Genomic DNA, 22,145 nt, shown 5'->3' with positions numbered 1-22,145 from the left:
AACCTACCCCACAACCTCTCTATTCACTTTTTTATCAAGCTGAATAAAAAAGAGGGCCAATAGATTAACCACAAAGCTGATCAGCATCAGCTGTAAAAAGTCGCTGTGCTCGTAAATCATAAAGCTCATAAGAGTATAAAAAATGGTCAGCCCAATAATGGATTCCTTCATTGGGTTAGTGCTTTTAAAAACTTTTCTCGGAATCAGATGGCTTACCAAAGGAATTACTACAAACCAAAAAACAACCATGCTGGCCATGTTCCAGCTAATAAATAGTGAGAAAGGGACAAGTACTGTAATCAGTGCCAAAGGAATGGCGAGTGTGCTTTTGAGGTTTGAGATGCTTTGGTTTTTCATAAGGCTTTATGCTTTTGAATGGACGGATTCTGAAACAAGTTCAGAATGACTAATGTAGGGAATATTATGCTATTATTTATAGCAATAGAATTCCTTCTCCTTTCAATAAGCCAAACAGCAATTCAAGTCAGCTTCTTTTAACCATTGAACATTAAACACTGAACTAATACCACTTTCTATAATTTGCCCACTGGCTTGCTGCTGTAAATTGGGTTGACCTACCACCAATTGGTCGGCAAAAATAAGTTGAGTACGGCCATGCAGCTTGTATAAAGCCTCTTTAGCGCACCAAATTTGGGTCAGCTTATCTACTCGGTTTTCAGCCCACGGCTTTTCAGTAGGGTGGAGGAATTTATGGGCAATGCGGGTAATCTGATCGCGGTCGTGTTCAATGTCAATACCAATTGGACCTGTTGAACTAAAGGCCGCAGCACCATAACCTTTTGCATGGGAAATTGAAATTTCAACGCCTTCTAGACTAATGTGCGGTTTGCCGAAGGAATCTTTGTTCACTTCATAGTCTTGATCGGGGAAAAGTGCTTTTAATGCCAAGCGGGCAGAAAGCCATTCTTTTCTTTTTATCTCTACTTTGAAACTGGCCAATACTTCGCTTTCTGCTACGCTGGGTTGGTAAAGCTGGGTCAGTTCGGCTTCCGATTCTTCAATTTTCCATATCGCGAAGCAAACTTCTTCTGTAATATTTGCTTTTAGAAATAAAGGCATGAATTATTAATTGGCTTAGCAGGTTGAATACTTAGTTTTGTATCAACGCGAAAGATAATTGTTTTAAAAACCTATGACACAAGTAAGCGTCAAAAAACTGAATACCGTAGGCGGACACCAAGACTGTGTTTATACACTGGCGCCTGGTCCTGAATCACACCAGTTTTTCTCAGCTGGAGCAGATGGCGTAGTAGCGCTCTGGGATTTGAATGATATGGAAACAGGTCGAATGATTGCCAAAGTGCCTAATTCGGTGTATGCGTTGTGTTATTACCCAGAAAGAAATGCGCTTATCGTTGGTCAAAATATGGATGGCTTGCACATTATTGACTGGGAGAATAAAAAGGAATTGGGTTCGATCAAACTTTCCGCAGCGGCAATTTTCGATATAAAGGTATTGAAAGACAGAATCATTGTAGCCCAAGGAAATGGCGAAGTGCATATTCTAGACATCAAAACTCTTGAGACCATACATGTCATTCGTAATTCAGAAAAAAGCGCACGAACGCTAGCCGTTTCAGAACTCAGTGGTCATTTGGCTGTTGGTTATAGCGACAATAAAATAAGGGTGTTTTCATTAAGAGATTGGAAATTGGTGCATGAAATTGATGCACACAAAATTTCGGTTTTTTCGGTACGATACAGCCCCGATGAACGTTTCTTAATCAGTGGAAGTAGGGATGCGAAGTTGAAAATTTGGGATGTTATAGACGGTTATACCCTTAAGGAGTCCGTTGCAGCCCATATGTATGCAATAAACCATATTGAATTTAGTCCTGATAACAAACATTTTGTAACTTGTAGCATGGATAAGTCTATAAAGGTCTGGGATGCCTCGACTTACCAACTTCTAAAAGTTATAGACAAAGCACGGCATGCGGGTCATGGAACCTCTGTAAACAAGCTGCTTTGGACTGCTCATAACAACCTATTAATTTCGGCCAGTGATGACCGTAGTATTTCCATCTGGGACATCAAATTTTAATTTTTCCAAACAATGAACATTACACCCTTAGAAATTAGGCAAAAGGTTTTCGAAAAGAATTTTCGCGGTTACGATAAAGATGAAGTAACTGCTTTTCTAACATCCCTGTCGGTGGAGTGGGAGAAACTTCAAGACCAAGCTAAGGAACTAAAATATAAATTGGAGGCTGCTGAAAAAGAAGTGCAGAAGCTTCGCGAAGTGGAAAATTCACTCTTCAAAACCCTAAAAACGGCAGAAGACACAGGCGCCAACATGATAGAGCATGCCACCAAAACGGCTGAACTACACATGAAGGAAACTGAAATGAAAGCAGACGCTTTAATGAGCGAAGCCAAAAGTAGAGCTAAAAATATTATTGAAGACGCTGAGAACAGAGCCAGTGAAATTGTAGAAGACATGGAGGATGAAATCCGACAGTTGGAACAAGTGTTCAAGAGCCTGAGCGCCAATAAAAATTCAATGATGGCGGAGTTAAAAATGTTAACTTCTGATATTCTCGAGAAGATTAAGAGACACGAGGAATTTCCGGCAGACATTAAACCGATTTTAAAGGAAGCCAAAAAATTTAGCAGAGAGGTAAACGAAAGCCCGCGAAGCTTCGGGGGTGAAGAAAAACCAGTAAATGAAACAATGGCGGCCAAAGCTCCTGAAAAAGCAGCTGAGGTAGTTATAGAGGAGGTTGAAGAAGAACCGATTGATGAAAATTTGTCTAATCTAGATTTGGCTGATGTTTCGGAAGATTTTGAAGAAGAGGCCAACGAATCTGCAGAGGGTTTTCTTGGTGCTAATGTTTATCAAGATGAAACACCTAAAAATGCCGCTGCGCCAGCCCCCACAGAAGATAAGAAAGGCTCATTTTTCGACCGAAACGATTAAGCTGTGAATACCGATAAAGTAGCCTTAGAGGGCATGGAGTTCTATGCCTATCATGGTTTTTATGAGGAAGAACGCAAAATCGGGAATCGTTATTCTGTGGATATAGAGGTGACTACCAACTTTGAGAAGGCGGCTCAGCAAGATGATTTATCTGGTACCGTTGACTACGTTCAGCTTTATGAGATTGTCAAAAACAGGATGGCCACTCCAGCCAAACTACTTGAAAAACTAGGCCAAGAAATCATTGAGAACATTTTTGAACGATTTTCATCAGTTTCAGAAGTGAAAGTAAGCGTAGCCAAACACAATCCGCCTTTTGGCGGTATCTGCGCCAAATCAAAAGTTACTTTGGAAAGAGCAAGAAGCTAGTAGTTTAGCCAGTATGAAGTAAATTCCCCTCGTTTCCGTCATTGCGGACCTGCTAATGTTTATCGAAGTGAATAAATAAACGTGAAGCAATCTCACAGTTTTTAATGAAGAGACTGCTTCGTTACAGCCCATTGCTAACGCATGGCCTGCGTCTCGCAGTGACGATCCTATTTTACGTTTTGCGTTTCTTCGTGCCCTTTGCGGTTAAAACCTCTCCGACATTGCAAACCTGCTAATGTTTATCGAAGTGAATAAATAAACGTGAAGCAATCTCACAATTTTTTATGAAGAGACTGCTTCGTTACAGCCCATTGCTAACGCATGGCCTGAGTTTCGCAGTGACGATCCTATTTTACGTTTTGCGTTTCTTCGTGCCCTCTGGGGTTAAAACCTCTCCGACATTGCGAACCTGCTAATGTTTATCGAAGTGAATAAATAAACGTGAAGCAATCTCACAGTTTCTAGATGAGAGACTGCTTCGTCACAACTCATGGCTAACGCCTGACTTGTTTCTCGCAGTGACGATTATACTTAAACTTTGCTATGCTTTGTGCCCTCTGTGGTTAAATCAGCTAACTTTACCCTCCCAAACAAAACGCTTATCCTTTTGACCGAAGCCCAAAAATCCATTCAACATCTGATACAATTATTAAAGGTTGAAAAAGATGAAGATTACGCTCAATATGAGCGAAAAATGCTCAATACATCCATCGAAGAACGTAGAAGACAAGGCGTAACCTGGTACCCTGTGCAGTTGATGAATCGCTACATAGGAACTGGCGAACGCTATACGTTAGAACTTGATCGCACTACACATTTAGATCAAAATCACTCTTTTCAGGTGGGGGCGGTAGTCAGTGTTTTTTCAGGTCATGGAAATGAAGCCGAAGCGGTTTCTGGTGTAATTAGTTTTCTGAGGCGGGAAAAAATGCGTGTGGCCTTGAACGTAAGCGATCTTCCAGATTGGTTGAAGCAAGGGAAAATCGGGGTCAACTTACTTTTTGATGAAGGCTCTTACCGCGAGATGAATCGTGCTTTGGAGTTAGTGCTTAAAGCCGAAACAGGTAGAGTGGCGGACTTACGAGAAGTAATGTATGGAGCTAAACCTGCAGAATTCAAATCGGGCTTTGAATATCAGTCGGTAAACCTAAACGCCAAACAAAACGAAGCGCTTACCAATATTTTTCATGCGCGCGATGTAGCCATTATTCACGGCCCTCCAGGTACGGGAAAAACCACTACTTTGGTTAATGCCATAAAAGAAGTAGTGAAAACCGAGCGGCAAGTATTGGTTTGCGCACAAAGTAATGCAGCTGTGGATTTGATCGTAGAGAAACTCGATAATCTCGGTTTAGATGTGTTGCGCTTAGGGCATCCTGCCCGATTAACTCCAGAAGTAATTGAGAATAGTTTGGATGTGAAAATTTCCAAACACAACTATTTTAAAGAATTAAGAGAGGTAAGAAAGAAGTCGGAAGAATACAGAAAGCTAGGAACTAAGTATAAACGCCAGTTCGGGCGAGAGGAAAAACTTCAGCGTGATTTACTCATGAAAGAATCACGTTTGCTTCGCCAAGATGCCGATAGAATTGAATCGCAAATTACAGAAGACCTGATGGGGCGGGCAGAAGTGGTGGCTTGTACTTTGGTTGGGTCTACGCACCCTCTAGTGCGCGATCGGGTTTTTAAATCTGTATTCATTGATGAGGCCAGTCAAGCGCTAGAGCCGGCCTGTTGGATTCCAATTCTGAAATCCTACCGCGTAATTATGGCGGGAGATCACTTACAATTGCCTCCCACAGTGAAATCACTTCAAGCTGGAAAAGATGGTTTGGAAGAAACGCTTTTCAAAAAGGCGATAGAACGCACAAAAAGTGATGTGATGTTGGAAACCCAATACCGAATGCATCCGCACATCATGAAATTCTCCAGCGACTATTTTTATGAAGGCAAATTGGAAGTAGCGCCAGAAATTTTGCTTCGAGACAGTGAGTTGGAAGGAGCGAGGTTTGAGTTTATCGATACCGCTGGTTGTGGTTTTTCGGAAAAAGTGAAGAAGGAAACGCTTAGCACTTATAACGAAGAAGAAGCAAAACTCGTCATACAGCTTTTGAGTAAGTCGGTTACAGAAGGACAACGTATCGGAATTATTGCGCCTTATAAAGCACAAATCGAGTTACTTCGCGATTTACTTCATGCCGAAGAATTACTAGATCCATTTAAAGAAGATATTTCGGTAAATACGGTAGATGCTTTTCAAGGCCAAGAGCGCGATGTGATTTTCATCAGTTTGGTTCGTTCAAATGATAAAAACGAAATCGGATTTTTGAAGGAGTACCGCAGAATGAACGTAGCCATCACTCGAGCCAAATCAAAGTTGGTAGTAGTAGGCGATTCGGCCACTTTGGGAAAGGATACTTTCTATAATGCTGTGCTTGATTACGTGCAAAGCATCGGTGGCTACAAAAGTGCCTTCGAATTTCTTTACAATTAAGGGTTGAAATACATATTTTGGTTTTTTATTCTAATGTTTGGTCAGAATAATAATATGTAGAATTGTTTAATGTTCTATATTTATAGAATCAACCAAATCTAAAACCAAAACCATGGAACCAGAAAAACCATCTACTGACATTCCAGTACCCCAAAACGAAACCCTCAAAGGCTCAATTTATCATGAATGCCGAATAATGTTCGACTATGTTTTGAAGAATGGCAAGCAAATCGATGTGCAACAGGTAGCACCATTAGAACAAGATGAGAAGACTTTAGATAGTGCCACGCTAATAGGAGTCTATAACTATTTGGCCGAACAGGTGAAGCCTGCTTTGCCCGGTACTTTAATTTTGTTTGCTAAGAATAAAGCTTCCATCAACCGCTTTAAGTTTTTAGGTCCTTTGCCCATTGTAAGGCAGTTTATGGTGCTCTGTATTCTTTCGCTGATATCCCTCATTCTCACTAGTTTGTCTGGGTTAGTGAGCATCGATAACATTCAAATGAGCATGTTACAAGGCGGGGGCTGGAGTCAGGCTGTACGATTTTTATTTCTAATGTCTGCGGCAAGTGTAGGGGCAGGCTTTTATGCCTTGTTTGAAATGAACAATTACATCAGCGCAGGCACCTTCGATACCAAGTATTCATCAACTTATTGGTCAAGATATGTACTGGGAATTGTAGCTGGTATTTTACTTTCAGAGTTATTCGTAGTGTTTATTGGGCCAAATGAGCAAACCAAGGATTCAACAATGGCATTAGATTCAGCTACTTATTTACTGAAACCAATTTTGGCCATTTTGGGTGGTTTTTCTGCTAGCTTGGTTTACCGAATTTTAAACCGATTGATTTCTGCGGTTGAATCTATTTTTACAGGATCAGCCAATCAAATGATCGCTCAAAAAAAGCAAGAGTTCGATTTGCAAAATCAGGCCAATGAGCAACAACTAAAGACAACTTCGGCACAAAATCTTTTGGCTTTAAAAGCCACTTTAATCGCTAATAAAGTACCTCAAAGTGTTTTAGATCAGGTGGACGCGGCCTTAGGTCAAATTATAACGGTGCCACCAACTCCTGCTCCTTCACAAGTGGCTCCGGCCCCTGCCAAGTAATTAACTCAAAATATACAGGTCAATGTAGAATGAGATCGCTCAATAGGGTGGTCTCATTTTTTTTGAATCATTTTTTTAATCTCGTGCAACCCCACATATAAGTAGGTAGTCTTTCGGAAAACTCAAACAACAAACATGATGAAATCACTTAAAATCTCAATTTTAGCTTTTTTGGCTTTAGTATTTACTACAGCGGCTTATGGTCAAGAAAGAATCACTAAAACTTTTTCAGGAATTGAAAATGTTAACCTTTCTACCGCCTCAGGAAATGGAACCATAAAAAGAAGCGACAATAATGAAGTTACCGTTACTGTGGAATACACTTTCGATGAAGATATTTATAAGCCCATTTTCGAGCAAAACGGATCTTCTTTAAGAGTGGAAGAGAAATTTGAAAGAAGCCGTTGGAACAGAGGGTACGCTAGATGGACTTTGGAGGTTCCGAATGGAATTGACTTGAATTTCAAAACAGGCTCTGGAAACATAGAAGTTTCGGGCGTGAACATTAACGTAACGGCCAAGTCTGGTTCAGGCAATATAAACATCAGCGATTTGGAGGGTACAGTTTCTTCAAATACCGGTTCTGGCAATCTGGAATTTTCAAATATCAAAGGCACCCACAATGGAAATACAGGCTCTGGAAACATTAGAGTCGACAGGTCTGAAGGTGATTCTGATATGAATACTGGTTCTGGAAATGTTCGATTAAGAGATGTTTCGGGGGTATTTAAAATGAGTTCGGGTAGCGGTAATGTGATTGTAGAAGGTGCTGCGATCAAAGGTGCTTCTCGCTTTAGCACAGGTTCTGGTAATGTAGAGGTTGAACTTTCTTCGGCTTTAGATTATGATTTAACTCTTGGAACAGGATCGGGAAATGCTACACTGGATTTCAATGGTAGCCAAATTGCAGGTGAATTTATAATGGAAGCTTCTTCCAAAAATAGTATTCAAGCACCTTTTAGCTTCGATAGAACTTCTGAAAAAGGAAGACGCTACGTGAAAGAAGCCAAAGTAGGAAACAAAAACATATTAGTTAAAATTAGCTCAGGCTCAGGTAGAGCTGCAGTGAGGGACTAATATCAAATTATTTGAATCAACAATCTGATAATAAGGATTGTTGGTTCAATTCTTATTTTAATCGCTTTGGTTGGGCGATTTTCAAAAAAAATAAAGACCAAGTGTAACGCTCACTTACTTTTTAAGTCTTTAAACAAACATTACCTCAAAACAACGGTCAAAATGCTCAAAAACTTCATTTTGGTTACCCTGCGCAATTTGCGTAGGAATAGCCTCTACTCATTTATTAATATTTCTGGTCTTTCAATTGGTATTGCCTGTAGCATTCTCATTCTACTTTGGGTGAAAAACCAAACCTCGTTCAATAAATTCATTCCTAAAGCAGATCGCCTTTATCAGGTTTGGGTCAATGCCGATTTCAACGGAACCATCAATAGTTGGAACTCGGTGCCATTGCCTACCTATGAGGCCATGAAAAATGCGGACGCTAATATTGTTAATTCGGCAGTTACTGGCTGGGGAGGCAATAGGCTTTTGACTGTAGGCGAAACCCGATTAATGCAGCGTGGCTATTTCGCTAGTAATGAATTTCTAGAAATGTTCGAATTCCCAATGGTCATGGGTGATCGCACTGAGGTTTTGGATGAACCTGCTTCTATAGTAATTTCAGAAAAGCTGTCGGACCTGCTATTTAAAGGTGCAGACCCAATTGGAGAATTAGTGCGGTTAGACGATGCCAGTACATTAAAAGTAACTGGGGTGTTTAAAGATGTTCCTCAAAACTCTTCCTTTCAATTCGATTACATTATTCCATGGAAACATAGAGAAGCCATAGAAGAATGGGTAAGGAATAATACAACCAACTGGGGAAACTATTCTTTTCAGGTATATGTGGAACTGACAGACGCTGCTTCTGAAGATAAAGTGGAGGCCAGTATTAAAGATATTCTCACCGAAAACGGACAAGACGACATGCCCCGTGCGTTTTTTCTTCACCCAATGTTGCGCTGGAGGCTACACACAAGTTTCGAAAATGGGAAAGAATCGGGTGGAATGCACGAATACGTGACTTTGTTTACGGTGATCGCATTGTTCATCATTATTATCGCTTGCATTAACTTCATGAATTTGGCTACTGCTCGTTCCGAAAGAAGAGCAAAAGAAGTTGGGGTGCGGAAAAGCTTGGGTTCCACCCGATCGCAACTGATTTTTCAGTTTTATGGAGAATCGCTTGTTATTTCATTGATCTCCTTCGTGTTGGCGCTTTTCTTAGTGCAATTAGCCTTGCCTGCCTATAATAATTTGGTCGACCTGAAACTTTCAATCGATTATGCTTCTTCAGAGTTTTGGCTTTTTGCATTGGCCATAATATTTCTTACTGGTGTGATTTCAGGAAGTTACCCCTCCTTATATTTATCTTCTTTCAACCCTGTTAAAACCTTAAAAGGGAAAGTGAATATTGGGAAGAATGCCAACACACCACGAAAGGTTTTGGTAATGCTGCAGTTTGGTTTTGCGGTAATTTTGGTCATCAGCACCATTGTAATTGTAAAGCAGATTGACTTGGCAAAGAATAGAGATTTGGGCTACAATCAAGAAGGGCTAATTACCGTGCCTTATACCGATGCCCTAGCAGAAAATTATGATGTGCTGAAAAATGATTTGTTGGCCTCTGGAGTTGTGGAGTCCATTACACGTTCAAATAGTGATGTAACCAGTATAAATTCAAACAACTTTTTAGGTTGGCCGGGAAAACCAGAAAGTCAAAGGGTGATTTTTGTAACCATTGCCACGGAATATGATTATGCAAAAACCATAGGTGCCGAAATGCTTTATGGAAGAGATTTCTCGAGAGAGTTTGCGTCAGACTCTAGCGCCATTATCGTTAATAAAGCAGCACTTGATTTGATGGAGCTTGAAGATCCTATTGGAACACAATTAGATTTATGGGGTGGAAAAAGAACCTTGATTGGGGTAATTGACAATGTATTAATGGGTTCACCTTATGATGAGGTGCGGCCATTGTTCATGGTAATGGATCCTGAATGGATTAGCGCCATAACTGTTCGGTTAAGTGCCACCAATGATTTATCAGGAACGATGAATACAGTGCAAGAGATTTTTGAAAAGCACAACCCTGCCTACCCATTTGAATCACGTTTTGTAGATGTAGATTTTGAAAGAAAGTATACGGAAATCAACCTCACAAGAGAGCTTTCTATGCTTTTTGCGGGTCTCACAATTTTCATCACAGGCCTTGGCCTTTTCGGATTGGCTTCCTACACTGCCGAACAGCGCATTAAAGAAATTGGAATCAGAAAGGTTTTAGGTGCTTCGGTGGGTAATTTAGTTGGATTGATGTCTATCGACTTTGCTAAGCTTGTGCTTATTGCTTTTGCTGTAGCGGCTCCTGTTGCTTATTTCTTGCTCGATAGTTATTTGCAGCGCTATCCAATTCGAACTTCAATTGATTGGTGGATTTTTGTATTGACCGGAGTGGTGGCCTTGTTGTTTGCTTTGGCAGTAGTCATTAACCAAGCCAGAAGAGCAGCTTTGGCAAACCCAGTAAAATCATTGAGAAGTGAGTAAGCTAATGAGAGAATGAGTGAATTAATAAAAGAAGGAAATAATGAATTAATGTTGGAATGAGAAGAGAAGTGAAGGAATGGGTTAAGGTGTAAAACCGAATCTGTTCCTTTATTTCTTTCTCTTTTTTGGAGGTTTGCATTCCTTGCAAAAATCAGCGAATGACTCAATTTCGAGCAACACTTTCTTATGTTCTATTTTTAACAATTCTAAATCCTTACCAAACTCTGTGGATTTTAACATTCTAGAGTTTTCAGCATCCATTTCTAGCTGAAGTTTTTTAAGAATAGGTTGATAAAAGCTGATATCGGAGAAAGCACCTTTGTTTTCATAAATCTCCTTTCTAAACTTCCTGGAGTAGAGTTCGGTTAAGTCAAAGCTATATTGCCCAAACTCCACTAGTTGGTTTGCAATAGTTGAATCGGGAGCTATAATTGCACCTAAGTCTCTATTGAAAGTAGTACTCACTTTATCGTTGAAGTTCTTCTTAAACATAAAAGCATAAGAACTCATCTGAAAAGAAAAATCGATATTCGTACCAGGGAATAACGTGTAACCACTAAGTTGATTATTGATTTCTGTTTCTGGCGATTTAAAATCTGTTAACTTCAACTTATACTCTGGGCTCCACTCTATTACATTTTGACTAAAGCCTAGATTCAGGATTAGCATAAACCCTAGGGTTAAGATTAATTTCATGTTGAAATCAGGTTATATTATTTGGGCGAATTTAATTCATTTCCCCAACTCATTAACTGCCTGATGTATTAATTCCTCCATTCTTTCCTTAATCCCCTAGTTCATTTATCCCTTAAACCATTCATTCATTCTTTCATTTATCCCTGTAACCAATATTATCCACTGCAATTACGCCTTTAGACGATTGATCGAAAACCAGTCTTAAGCTGCTCCATTCAAAATCACCAAGGTTGGAGAAGTCTGAGAAAGGAATTTCGAAAGTTTCCATGGCCAGTTCCCAATTATTACCAAAGCTGCCGTTCATTGCCCTAAACTTCATGTATTTGACCTTAATCTTTGGTGCTATTTTTTTATGTTCCGAAAGTGTAGTAGAAACCATATCTCCATTTTGGCTGAAAAGCTCAATGGTGAAATTCAGCTCATCATTATCTTCCATTTTGATTTTGCTATCATCGGCCCGGGCAAATGAGAATAGCAAAGTGGAAGTGGAGTCAAGCGACACTGGTTCATTGAAGCTAAGTGTATAGCTCTTTTCAACAGTACAAGAATCATTGTTCCAACCAATAATGGCTGCGTTGGTGCCTTGCAAACCATTGTCTCGCATTTTCAAATCTTGCTCGTACCAAACGTCTAAGTTTTGAGCCGAAATAGTAGCTATATCATTCTTGGTCGTAGTCATAACAATGTCTTCTTCATAGTCTACCAAAATCTGGTTTTCCGAAGCCTGAAAATTGTTGACATAAACGACTTCGGGCAACCAGTCTTTCGCAGTCGCACTATTATTAAATAGCGGAGCGTATTCAGTTTTTTGGTTGAAAACATATTCTGTGAACGCGCCAATATAGGTTTTAGCAATTTGACGTTGTTCTTCACCCGTAATGAGCGGTGCCGTATTCATAAACCAGCTGGAAGTTCCTCCAAAATCATGTCTTCCCCAAATGGAGTTGAACTGACCGTGGTTGGCCTGATTGGCATATAAACCCACTTTTATACGATGAATAGAATCCGTGTAGCTAATGCGTTGGTACTGACGAAGTCCAAAGAAACTGGCTTCATCTGCATCATAAGCGCCTTGAATTGAAAGGAAGTTGATGTTTTCTAAATCCAACCTTCTAAAATAGCGGGCATCGGTAGGGGCAATGGCAACAATACCTTGTATGCCAAAATTGAAATCGAATTCAACCAAAGCGTTATCTGGGAAGTGACTCAGTTTGTTGTAAGCCGCAGCAATCGAAACGGCCTCTCCACCACGTGAGTGGCCCATGAGTACGATGTTGTCCATGTCGATTTTTTCGAAAAAGTCAGAAGCTTCGTTACTGTTCCAGGCCCTCCATTGGCTGAGGTGTTTCAAAAGCAACCATGCCCTGGCTGGCATTTCTTTCCCTCCAAAATCACCCGACCAGGTGCCGTTGATGAAATTCTCATCTACAGAAACCGTGATAAATCCTTTGCTGGCCAATAATTCACCCAAATAAGCATAACCAGGGTCTGAGTAATGTTCCATGCCATGGTTTCCGTGAACGATTAAAACCAGAGGCAGCTTACCTTTCTTTTTCGGCATCCATGTGCGGCCATTGATGGGGAATTCCTTCATTCCAAAACCCCAATAACGCTTTCTCCATTTCGCTTTTTTTCCTTTCCACTCTGGAATTATGAGCGAAGCATCAACCGTCTCTGTTTTGTATTTTACTTCTTCCGCATATTCTGGCCTGCGCTCATCTGTTCCGTTTCCGTAAGTGAAATAATCGAAATCATAAGTGCCTTTTTCTCCCGGGTTAGTAATTCCCATTTCTGAAAGTAAAGGAACTTTCGTTTGCTCAAAGTCTATAGGGTGAGGGTTCGAGCCTTCGTCCATTAATAAGTAGACAGGATAAGCAATAATGGCCAGCGCAATTATGACGAAAAGGCTATATAGACCTTTGTTACGGTTGCCTCGGACGAGGTTCATTAACGAACCCGCTAAAAGCACCATGGCAAAAATGGCAATGATCAATGAATTTTGCACCAAGGCTCCGGGCCAGCTAAAACGCATGTAATCGGCCAAGTGAAAAGTAAGTAGGGTGGCTAAAATCAAAGAAATGGCAATTGTAGGAATACCTTTCACGATTAAGTGTAAAGCGGAGCCTACCCATCGGAAAAGGTAGAATCCTAAAATTCCAGCAATGATATAGACTGGAATTTGCAGGTAAGGCGAAATTCCATTTCTGAAAAATAGGCCACCAATAACCATGAACGACAGTGAAAGCAGGAGTAATCCGTAAAAAGCGCCTCGTATAAAGAGTTGGGTTTGAGATAAGTTTGAGCCTTTTGGTAATTGATTTACTGACCGTAATCGATTGAAGAAGGATGCCATTCGCTAAATTTTAAAGTCTAAGGTTGTTGCGTTCTGAGTTAAGCAACCTGAAAAATAGGCTTAAAACGAACTTAGGACTTAATATAAGTGATTGACTTTATTGTGCTTAGCGAAAAGCTGTAAGCGGTATTGGCAGATAAGATTTTAATCGATTGAGGTCAGTTTAATATCATGACTCAAGTCTTGAAGTAGTTTGACCTTACTTTCGAAAATTTCAACCTTGCTTAAAAGTACGTCTACTTCCATACTACAAGCAATTTCAAAGGTCTGCTTGGCGATTTCTAAATCCAACTCTTTAACCAAACGTTGCACCTCGTTCATTTCTTCATAGGAAAAATAAAGAGTGAAACTTTGAGTGATAGGCTTCTCGATGATTTCATTTAGATCTAGCGCTTCGGCAGTAGCAATTTTATAAGCACTAATCAAGCCGCCAACTCCCAATTTGGTGCCACCAAAATAGCGAACGACTACCACCAAGGTATTAGTAAGCTCCTTCGATTTTATTTGGCCCAGAATAGGGTCGCCAGCGGAATGGTTGGGTTCGCCATCGTCATTGGCGCGGTAATGTTCTCCATTTACACCATATATATAGGCATAGCAATGGTGTCGTGCATCATAATATTGTTTGCGGAGGGCATCCAAGTTTTCCTTCACTTCTTCTTCGTTCCGAACGGGAAAAGCAAATGCCAAGAACTTGCTGCCTTTTTCTTTATAAAGCGCTTCTGATGTTTTAGATATGGTTTTGTAATAGTCGGCACTCATGCTCAAAACTAGCAATAGATTTTTGGTCTGCTTGAATAAAGTGGCTAAAAAGAGTTGGTCAGCTTAAGAAAATTAGTTCAGCCGGAACTCGTCTCCATTTAAATAGATACTCAAATTGATATTCTTTGCGCCTAGCTTTGTTCCTTGTAATTGAGCAGTTTGGCCTTGTGCATCAAACACCAATACTTGAGACAAACCAACTACTTTAGCGCTATTCCCCGAAACCACAATGGCTGTGGATTCATCAATGCCAATACATTTAAGATTCGGGTTTTCCATAGTCAAACTCAGTAAACGATTAAAGCGACTGCGTACTACAAAGTGCTGATCGATGATGGCATTTTTAATAAAGCCAAGTCCAGCTGCCAAATCAGTATTTCCCTGCTCTATTACTTTGAATCCGCTATCGTCAGGGTGTAAGAGTTGCGTGCCCGTAATCATTTTTTCGCTCATCACAGCCGCACCAGCACTGGTGCCAGCAATCATATTTCCCTTGTTAAAGCTTTCCCAAATCGCTTTTTCTATTTCCGTACCGGCCACTACACCCATAAAGCGGTTTTGACTTCCACCAGGAATATAAATCAGTTTTGCGTTCCGAACGGAATCTAATTGAGCTTCAGTAGGCGTTTCGCCTTCAATAAAGTTTATGGCGCCTACGGCTGAAATACCATTGTCTGTAAATTGCTTTTTTCCTGATTCTATAGCGCGGTCGGGTAATGTAGTAGCCATTGGCAAAACCAAAGCATAACCACCTTCGCGAAGCCCCGATTCGTCAATCATACTATTAATTAGTGAAGCAGGTCGAGAGCCGCCACCTATAATAAAGAGCTTTCCGCCAGAATATGTGGTTTCAGGTTTAGAAGCTGTCTCCGTTTTGGAGCAAGCGCCAAGCGCAAAAATGAATAAACTAAAGAGTAATACTGAGTAGGTTTTTTTCATAAGAATGAAAGGTAGGGTCAACCTAGCTGCATAACAATCAATCCTTTACCAACGGTTTGTTGTGCTTATTTCCCCAGCCATCGTGTTAGTTCACCATTACTTTTAATATTCTCTACTTGGTAAACAGACAAGTAATTAGCACCATTCGGACTCAGTTCTGCCTTCAGTTTTCTTCCAAACCGGTTGACGTCAATTTCTATATTATTTTCACTTTTGAATAAATCGGGGCTGTAATTCAAAACTTCATCTTTCAAACTCAGAACCTGCTCTGCCGGAGAATTTACAGCAATAGCATCAATAAAATACCGACTATCTTGTTCTACTAATTTCAATCCGTAGATTTTCTCTTCTAGTTTTTCAGCAAGCTTTAGTTTGAAGTTCAATCCAAACTGAGGAAGCAATTCCTTCAATTCATTTTCAAGAGGGGAGGTGCCAGAAACGTAATTTTCAAAGTAATCCTTAAGAGAAGCCCCGTAAACTTCCTCACATACATTTTGGTAATCTTGGTAAGTGTACCCTGCTTGGTTCTTCCCAAACCTTTGCCACATCAAACGCATTACATCATCCAAACTCCTTTGGTGTCCAGTACGCAATCGAATCTTCAAGTCGAGAATCAAAGCCAATAGAGCGCCTTCATTATATATAGATACTTTTCTTCCAGGCACACCTTTCTCATAACCGTCTAGCCATAAGTCGAACGATGAGCTTGCTACGGACATGTTATTTCTGCCTTCATTGAGGTAATGTCGCTCCAGTAGTTTGTTCAGTTCTCCAAGGTATTCTTCGAGACTAAAAACTCCACTTCGCTTTAAAAACAAATCACCATAGTAGGTAGTCACTCCTTCGGTGATAAAACCCGTTTCATGGTAATTTTCATGCTGAAAATCGTAAGGCGTCATTTCTTTAGGTCGAAGCCTAATCACATTCCATGTATGAAAGAGCTCATGGCTGCTTACGCCTAGAAACTCTTTATAAAGAGCGCGGTGTTTTAATTCTGCGGCAGGACCAATCGTAATCATGGTAGAATTCCAGTGCTCTACTCCGTGGTAATGTTCGTAGGGCAAACACTGATAAATGAAATGGTAATCAGGAGAAGGGAATTCACCCATTACTTCAATTTGAAGCTCTGTGAACTTGCGGAAGTCCCGAATCACTTCATCATCTGTTCTTGGCAGCTCGCCAATAATCCATAAATAGAATGTAGTCGAAGAAACTTGGTATTCAATTTTCCGGATCTTTTTGGCTGCCACCAGCGGGCTATCCACTAAATGATAGAAACTGTCAGTCTCAAATTTCCGAGCTCCTATTTGCGTCAAGCCCGTAGCGAATTGGTAACCCATGGGAACATGAATTTCCAATTCGCATTTTTCATTCAATCGCTCTTCGGCATAAATCAGGCAATTGATAAAGTTGAGGTAAAGTTGCTCATCGTCAAGCCATGAATTACCTGCATCCATCTGAAATGCATAATAGCTGTATTTTACTTCAACTGTTTTTGAAGAACCTGCTGCAACACGCCATTGGTCTTTTTTTACTTTCTCACATCTTAATTCAACACCATTTTCATCATAAGTTTTCAGGTTAAGAATATGCTTCGCGAAGTTTTGAATGGTGTAGCGCCCAGGTCGCCATGAGGGTAAGAATAGTTTCAGTTCTTCGCAGTTGACCTCACTTAGTTTGAGTGTAATGTCAATGATATGCCGATTAGGGTTGGTGTATGAGATTGAATATTGCATGTCCGAAATATAAAGTACCTAAATATAATATCAATTTGAACCTAGATTTACTTTACTACATCGGTGTGAATAGCGATGGAATCGCTACTTTTGCCCCTTGTCAAGCGAATTAGCATTAATATCAAACAATTTAAAACTGACGTTGGCAAATCAAAAAAAGCTACCTATCTTTGCATTCCTTTTTGGAACAGATCAAAAGAATTTAAAATATAATGAAAAGAACATTCCAACCTTCGCAGAGAAAAAGAAAGAACAAGCACGGCTTCAGAGCAAGAATGGAATCGGCTAATGGTAGACGCGTTTTAGCTAGCAGAAGAGCTAAAGGCAGACATAAGCTGACTGTTTCTGACGAGAAAAAGGGCAAGAGGTAATCTTTTCCTAGGTTGAGGTTTTGTTCATTTAGAACCTCTAAGTCATAGAAACTACCAAATTGACATACAACTTCCCGAAAGAGGAAAGATTGCATAGCAAAAAACTAATTCAGGAGCTTTTTGAAAAAGGCTCCTCTTTTTATTTGTACCCTTTTAAGGTAATGTACTTGCCTTATCTCCCCGAAAAACCTGTCAATCAATTTTTGGTTTCTGTAGCTAAGCGAAGATTCAAAAATGCTGTTGATAGAAATCTGATTAAACGCAGGGTAAAAGAGGCCTATCGTTTAAATAAACACCGTCTTTTTCAGACCGAAGATCAGCCAACTCCTTCGTTATTGATTGGGCTAGTATATACGGGCAAAGAAATTCACGACTCAAAAATGATCGATTTCAGAATGAGGAAATTGATTGCTCAACTCGCTAAAATACACATTTAGTGCGCTAAACTCCCCAGTGGTGTAGAGGTATATACACACTTAATTTTCTTTTTTGATTTAAAATCGGTGTTTAATCGGCTTGAGTGAGCTTTTTAAGTATTGGTACGTTATTCTCTATATAGTTAAGCGAAAATCAATTACACTTAACTTAAATTTTTAGAACATGAATAATACAGCAAAAATAATAACGGGAGTAGTAGCAGGTGCAGCGGCAGGATTAATTACAGGTGTTTTGATGGCGCCAGATAGCGGAAAGAAAACGCGTAAAAAAATTGCAAAAGGAACTAAGGAGCTGGCTTCTTCTGCCAATGAAGCAATATCTGAACAAGTAGATAAAGCAAAAGAGAAGTACGCTGAAACTTTAGAAACAGCAAAAGGAAAGTATAACGCTTCTCTAGAAACTGCTGCGGAGAAAACAAAAAATGGTGTAGATAAAGCAAGCAAAGCACTTCACGCCTAATCCATCAAGATTTTAATACACATATAAAACCTTAGCCTTTCGCTTGGGTTTTTTTATGCTTTCTAGTCACTAAGCCATATATTGAGGCATTCAGCCAAATAAGCAATTAGAATAAACAAGAGTAGTATTTCTCCGTTGTAATGCAAATCAACAAAAACAGTGTATGGCAAAGGTCAAGTTTAAGAAAAGGTATCTGGCACTTTCAGCAGTGATGGTTTTCGGTCTGTGGTCATTTACTGCACCTCAGAATGATAAGTATTTCGAGATTCTTAAAAACCTCGACATTTTCGCCACTATGTTTAAGGAGGTGAATGCTAAATATGTAGATGACATCAATCCCAATACTTTTATGAGAAATGGAATTGATGGTATGCTGTCCAAGCTTGATCCCTATACTAATTATTATTCTGAAGATGAGATTGAAGATGTGCGCACCGAAAACACAGGTGAATATGGTGGTATAGGCGCGCAAGTGGTTTTTTTAGATGGAAAAGTGATGATTGTTATGCCAGATAAAGGCTTTTCTGCCGATAAAGCAGGCCTAAAACGTGGTGATGAAATCATATCAATCGATGGTCTGGATGTAAAGGGGAAATTCGACCGAGCTAGTGAATACATTAAAGGACAGGCTTCAAAAAAGGTAGCTATTGAGGTGCTCCGCGAAAATGTGGGTAAACTCAGTTTTACTGTCGGTTTGGAAAAAATAGACTTGCCAAATGTTCCTTATTTTGGAATGGTCAGTACCGATGTTGGGCTTATTAAACAAACAGGCTTTACTCCTGATGCATCGAAAGAAGTTAAAGCTGCCTTAAGGGAATTGAAGAAACAAGGGGCTTCTAAAATCATCTTGGACTTGCGAGGTAATCCTGGCGGTCTACTAAGCGAAGCGGTAAATATTTCTAATATATTCATTCCGAAAGGTGAATTGGTAGTTACAACAAAAGGTAAACTCGAGGAAACTAACGCAACCTATAAAACACTAAATACCTCAACGGATGAAGAAATCCCTTTGGTGGTTTTAACTTCAAGCATGAGTGCTTCGGCAGCTGAAATTGTTGCTGGGGTAATGCAAGATTATGACAGAGGAGTGGTGATTGGTCAAAAATCTTATGGAAAAGGCCTAGTTCAGCAAACCTTACCGCTTTCATACAATTCCCAAATGAAAGTTACAATTGCAAAATACTACACACCTAGCGGTAGGTGTATACAGGCACTTGACTACACACATCGAAATGAAGACGGAAGCGTGGGTAAGGTAGCAGACTCGCTAAAAACTCTTTTTCGTACAAAAAATGGGAGGCCAGTGTATGATGGCGGAGGGATTGATCCTGATATTTTGGTAGATAGAAAGGACTACGCTCCAGTTACCAAAGGTATTCTTTCAGAAAATTTGTTACTCAAATTTGGAAATGCCTACGCGGTAAAACTTGATTCCATAACCAGTATTAAAGATTTTAAAATTACCGACCAGATCTTTAATGATTTTAAAAACTGGGCATCTAGTCAAGAATTCGATTATTCTAGCCCTTTAGAAATCCAACTTAGAAAACTTAAGGAAGTAGCTGAAGAAACAGGAGGACTGGAAAATATCAGTACTGAACTTTCGGCTTTAGAGGCTAAAATGGCTCACAGTAGATCCAACGATATCGAGCTGGCAAAAACAGAAATTAAACAATTGCTAAAAGAGGAATTTGTCATGAGAACATACTTAGAAGAAGGGCGTCTTCTCGCTTCTTTTGAAAATGACCTCGATCTTAGTAAGGCACTTGAGTTGCTTTCAAACCAAAGCTTGTACGAAAGAACCTTGGCAGGAAACTAACTTTAAATAAATCACCTCTTATTATATCCCCACTGAATGATTGAATTTATGCTCCTGTTTTTAATGGGGTTGCTGGGCGGCTTTTTGGCCGGCCTTATCGGAGTTGGCGGAGGAGTCATGTACATTCTTGTGTTACCGTATGTCTTAGTGAATATGGGGTATCCAGATTCCGAAATAGTTCAGTTTACCATTGCTAATTCTTTAGTCGGAACCATGTTTGCTGCGTTATCAGGAAATGTAGCGCTTATCATAAAGAAGGAATTCTTTTGGAAGGAAGTTTTGATAGTCGGGTTCTTCGGTACAGTCATCTCACTTTTGGTTTTACAGTTCATTGTTCAAACGGATTGGTATCAGCGCGATAAATTCAATATGGTTATTATTCTACTGATGTCTTTTATCGTGTTCCGAACACTAAAGAGCAATCGTACTTCTGATAGTGAGAATAAGGAAAAGAAGTCAACAAACGGGCAACTTGGAGTAACCGGTGCTTTGGCAGGAAGTATATCTGCCCTGTCGGGGCTTGGTGGGGGAGTTGTAATTATTCCAATTCTTAACTTACGCTTGAAGCAAAGTATGAGAAAAGCCAAGTCTATCTCCCTTGGTGTGATATTTATTACTTCGATGGTAATGACGATCTCAAATTTAATAGCACAACCAACCGTAAATATTGAAGGGCAAAATATAGGGTATGTGGTTTGGCCTTTGGTACTTGTACTGTCTTTTGGTGTGGTCATCGGTTCTCCTTATGGAGTAAGAATTGCCAGAAAGCTTTCCAATCGAACCATCAGTTATATCTTTGTGTCGTTTTTAGGAGTAGTAATTATTGATAAGTTGATTCAACTTCTCTCCTGAAAAACACTTTATAATCACTTTATCTAAGAATCCGTGCCGAAAATTTTAAGCATAGAAACGTCTACAACCGTATGTTCAGTAGCTTTAACTACTGATGGAAACACTTTGGCGAGTCAGAAACTGTTTCTTGAAAAATCTCACTCCACTCTACTAACAGTGGTTATTGAGCAAATAATGAAACAAGTCGGAATGGAAATGTCCGAGTTGGATGCAATAGCCGTCTCGAAGGGCCCAGGTTCATATACTGGGTTACGAATTGGAGTTTCAACCGCTAAAGGACTTTGTTACGCTTTAGATAAACCGCTTATAGCTGTCAATACATTGTTGGCAATGGCCAATGAAGTGAATCGTCAAAATCACAGCGGAGCATTGCTATGCCCAATGATTGACGCCAGAAGAATGGAGGTGTACACGGCTTTGTATGATGGGAAACTCAATGAGTTGAAAAAAACTTCCGCTAAAATTCTTGAAGAAAACTCTTTTCATGAAACGCTGATGCAAAATCAAATGTTGTTCTTCGGAAATGGAGCTGGAAAGTTCAAGGACTTAAAAAATAATGTGTCGAATGCCGTTTTTATAGAGAACATAACACCTTCCGCCTGGAGCGTAGGGATGTTAGCAAACCAAGCATTTCTCAAAGGTGATTTCGAAGATGTGGCTTATTTCGAGCCATTCTACTTAAAAGACTTTGTGGCAACCAAACCAAAAAGAGTTTTATAATGGAAGAAAAAGAAATTGTTAATCGCGTAGCAAATAGTTCAATCGTCACCATCGACCTTGAGGATTACTATCATAAAGGAGAAAGAGTGAGGTATGATATTGCCCAACACCTCTTTCAAGGATTAATTTTAAAAGAGAAGGATTTTAGAGTCTTTGTTAAAGATCATGATTGGTCTTTATATAAAGGGAAAAATATCGCGTTGTTTTGTTCTGAAGACGCAATCGTACCTACTTGGGCCTACATGTTATTGACAACAAGACTTCAGCCATACGCCAACAAAGTCGTATTTGGAGGACTTGATGTACTTGAGTATGCCCTTTTCAAAGAAGCGCTTTCAAAAATTAATCTTGAAGAATTGAAAAGTCGTCCCGTAGTGATAAAAGGTTGTGGTGATTTACCGATCCCAGAATCTGCTTTTATAGAACTTACTACTTTACTTCAGCCAGTAGTTAGGTCACTCATGTACGGAGAGGCATGT

The 22,145-nt window shown here is 39.9% G+C and carries 21 protein-coding genes; 14 read left to right on the top strand and 7 right to left on the bottom strand.

The window, feature by feature from the left end; all coding sequences use genetic code 11:
• Positions 1–3 precede the first annotated feature (3 nt).
• Both AWW67_RS00105 and AWW67_RS00100 read right to left on the bottom strand, forming a co-directional pair.
• Positions 4–357 (bottom strand): hypothetical protein, encoded by a 354-nt coding sequence (locus AWW67_RS00105; RefSeq protein ID WP_062299368.1) that lies wholly within the window; start codon positions 355–357, stop codon positions 4–6.
• A 102-nt stretch (positions 358–459) separates the two neighbouring features.
• Complete coding sequence (locus tag AWW67_RS00100; protein ID WP_062299366.1) at positions 460–1,080, bottom strand: 4'-phosphopantetheinyl transferase family protein; 621 nt, start codon at positions 1,078–1,080, stop codon at positions 460–462.
• A 73-nt stretch (positions 1,081–1,153) separates the two neighbouring features.
• Here AWW67_RS00100 and AWW67_RS00095 point away from each other — a divergent pair, with 73 nt between their 5' ends.
• From AWW67_RS00095 to AWW67_RS00065, 7 genes are all read left to right on the top strand, one after another.
• On the top strand, positions 1,154–2,065 hold the full coding sequence (locus tag AWW67_RS00095; protein WP_062299364.1) for a WD40 repeat domain-containing protein: 912 nt from the start codon (positions 1,154–1,156) through the stop codon (positions 2,063–2,065).
• A 12-nt stretch (positions 2,066–2,077) separates the two neighbouring features.
• Positions 2,078–2,941: a DivIVA domain-containing protein gene (locus tag AWW67_RS00090; protein ID WP_062299362.1), complete on the top strand. Its 864-nt coding sequence runs from the start codon at positions 2,078–2,080 to the stop codon at positions 2,939–2,941.
• Between the two features lie 3 nt (positions 2,942–2,944).
• Positions 2,945–3,310: a dihydroneopterin aldolase gene (folB, locus tag AWW67_RS00085; protein WP_260311176.1), complete on the top strand. Its 366-nt coding sequence runs from the start codon at positions 2,945–2,947 to the stop codon at positions 3,308–3,310.
• Between the two features lie 607 nt (positions 3,311–3,917).
• Positions 3,918–5,804, top strand: coding sequence for an AAA domain-containing protein (locus tag AWW67_RS00080; protein WP_071387019.1), 1,887 nt, complete (start codon positions 3,918–3,920; stop codon positions 5,802–5,804).
• A gap of 112 nt (positions 5,805–5,916) precedes the next feature.
• Positions 5,917–6,915 carry a hypothetical protein gene (locus AWW67_RS00075; RefSeq protein WP_062299361.1) on the top strand — a complete coding sequence of 333 codons (999 nt, stop codon included), beginning with the start codon at positions 5,917–5,919 and terminating at the stop codon, positions 6,913–6,915.
• Between the two features lie 135 nt (positions 6,916–7,050).
• Positions 7,051–7,992 (top strand): DUF4097 family beta strand repeat-containing protein, encoded by a 942-nt coding sequence (locus tag AWW67_RS00070; protein ID WP_062299359.1) that lies wholly within the window; start codon positions 7,051–7,053, stop codon positions 7,990–7,992.
• 162 nt (positions 7,993–8,154) lie between these two features.
• The gene (locus tag AWW67_RS00065; protein WP_062299358.1) at positions 8,155–10,521 is read left to right on the top strand and encodes an ABC transporter permease; all 2,367 of its coding nucleotides are present in this window, start codon (positions 8,155–8,157) and stop codon (positions 10,519–10,521) included.
• Between the two features lie 108 nt (positions 10,522–10,629).
• Here the strand turns inward: AWW67_RS00065 and AWW67_RS00060 are convergent, their stop codons facing one another.
• The 5 genes from AWW67_RS00060 to AWW67_RS00040 form a co-directional block, all read right to left on the bottom strand.
• The gene (locus AWW67_RS00060; RefSeq protein ID WP_053222734.1) at positions 10,630–11,217 is read right to left on the bottom strand and encodes a hypothetical protein; all 588 of its coding nucleotides are present in this window, start codon (positions 11,215–11,217) and stop codon (positions 10,630–10,632) included.
• Between the two features lie 133 nt (positions 11,218–11,350).
• On the bottom strand, positions 11,351–13,570 hold the full coding sequence (locus AWW67_RS00055; protein WP_141655341.1) for a hypothetical protein: 2,220 nt from the start codon (positions 13,568–13,570) through the stop codon (positions 11,351–11,353).
• Positions 13,571–13,714: 144 nt separating this feature from the next.
• The gene (locus tag AWW67_RS00050; RefSeq protein WP_062299355.1) at positions 13,715–14,332 is read right to left on the bottom strand and encodes an IMPACT family protein; all 618 of its coding nucleotides are present in this window, start codon (positions 14,330–14,332) and stop codon (positions 13,715–13,717) included.
• A 72-nt stretch (positions 14,333–14,404) separates the two neighbouring features.
• Positions 14,405–15,271 (bottom strand): cyanophycinase, encoded by an 867-nt coding sequence (locus tag AWW67_RS00045; RefSeq protein ID WP_062299353.1) that lies wholly within the window; start codon positions 15,269–15,271, stop codon positions 14,405–14,407.
• A gap of 65 nt (positions 15,272–15,336) precedes the next feature.
• Positions 15,337–17,007: a M61 family metallopeptidase gene (locus tag AWW67_RS00040; RefSeq protein WP_062299352.1), complete on the bottom strand. Its 1,671-nt coding sequence runs from the start codon at positions 17,005–17,007 to the stop codon at positions 15,337–15,339.
• Between the two features lie 212 nt (positions 17,008–17,219).
• Between AWW67_RS00040 and rpmH the strand changes: the two genes are divergently transcribed.
• The 7 genes from rpmH to AWW67_RS00005 form a co-directional block, all read left to right on the top strand.
• The gene (rpmH, locus tag AWW67_RS00035; protein WP_062299350.1) at positions 17,220–17,378 is read left to right on the top strand and encodes a 50S ribosomal protein L34; all 159 of its coding nucleotides are present in this window, start codon (positions 17,220–17,222) and stop codon (positions 17,376–17,378) included.
• 59 nt (positions 17,379–17,437) lie between these two features.
• Positions 17,438–17,815, top strand: coding sequence for a ribonuclease P protein component (rnpA, locus tag AWW67_RS00030; protein ID WP_062299349.1), 378 nt, complete (start codon positions 17,438–17,440; stop codon positions 17,813–17,815).
• A gap of 163 nt (positions 17,816–17,978) precedes the next feature.
• Positions 17,979–18,275, top strand: a complete 297-nt coding sequence (locus AWW67_RS00025; RefSeq protein WP_053222728.1) for a YtxH domain-containing protein — start codon at positions 17,979–17,981, stop codon at positions 18,273–18,275.
• A 163-nt stretch (positions 18,276–18,438) separates the two neighbouring features.
• Positions 18,439–20,094 carry a S41 family peptidase gene (locus tag AWW67_RS00020; RefSeq protein ID WP_062299347.1) on the top strand — a complete coding sequence of 552 codons (1,656 nt, stop codon included), beginning with the start codon at positions 18,439–18,441 and terminating at the stop codon, positions 20,092–20,094.
• A 48-nt stretch (positions 20,095–20,142) separates the two neighbouring features.
• The gene (locus AWW67_RS00015) at positions 20,143–20,946 is read left to right on the top strand and encodes a sulfite exporter TauE/SafE family protein (protein ID WP_176699969.1); all 804 of its coding nucleotides are present in this window, start codon (positions 20,143–20,145) and stop codon (positions 20,944–20,946) included.
• A 33-nt stretch (positions 20,947–20,979) separates the two neighbouring features.
• Positions 20,980–21,666: a tRNA (adenosine(37)-N6)-threonylcarbamoyltransferase complex dimerization subunit type 1 TsaB gene (tsaB, locus tag AWW67_RS00010; RefSeq protein WP_053222726.1), complete on the top strand. Its 687-nt coding sequence runs from the start codon at positions 20,980–20,982 to the stop codon at positions 21,664–21,666.
• Positions 21,666–22,145: DUF2480 family protein (locus tag AWW67_RS00005; RefSeq protein ID WP_062299343.1), on the top strand; the 480-nt coding region annotated here is incomplete at its 3' end. The genes tsaB and AWW67_RS00005, both read left to right, overlap by 1 nt.

This window comes from Roseivirga seohaensis, from assembly GCF_001592945.1.
Classification (GTDB): domain Bacteria; phylum Bacteroidota; class Bacteroidia; order Cytophagales; family Cyclobacteriaceae; genus Roseivirga; species Roseivirga seohaensis.
Note: the sequence above shows the minus strand (reverse complement) of the source record. Positions and strands in the feature narration are given on the sequence as shown.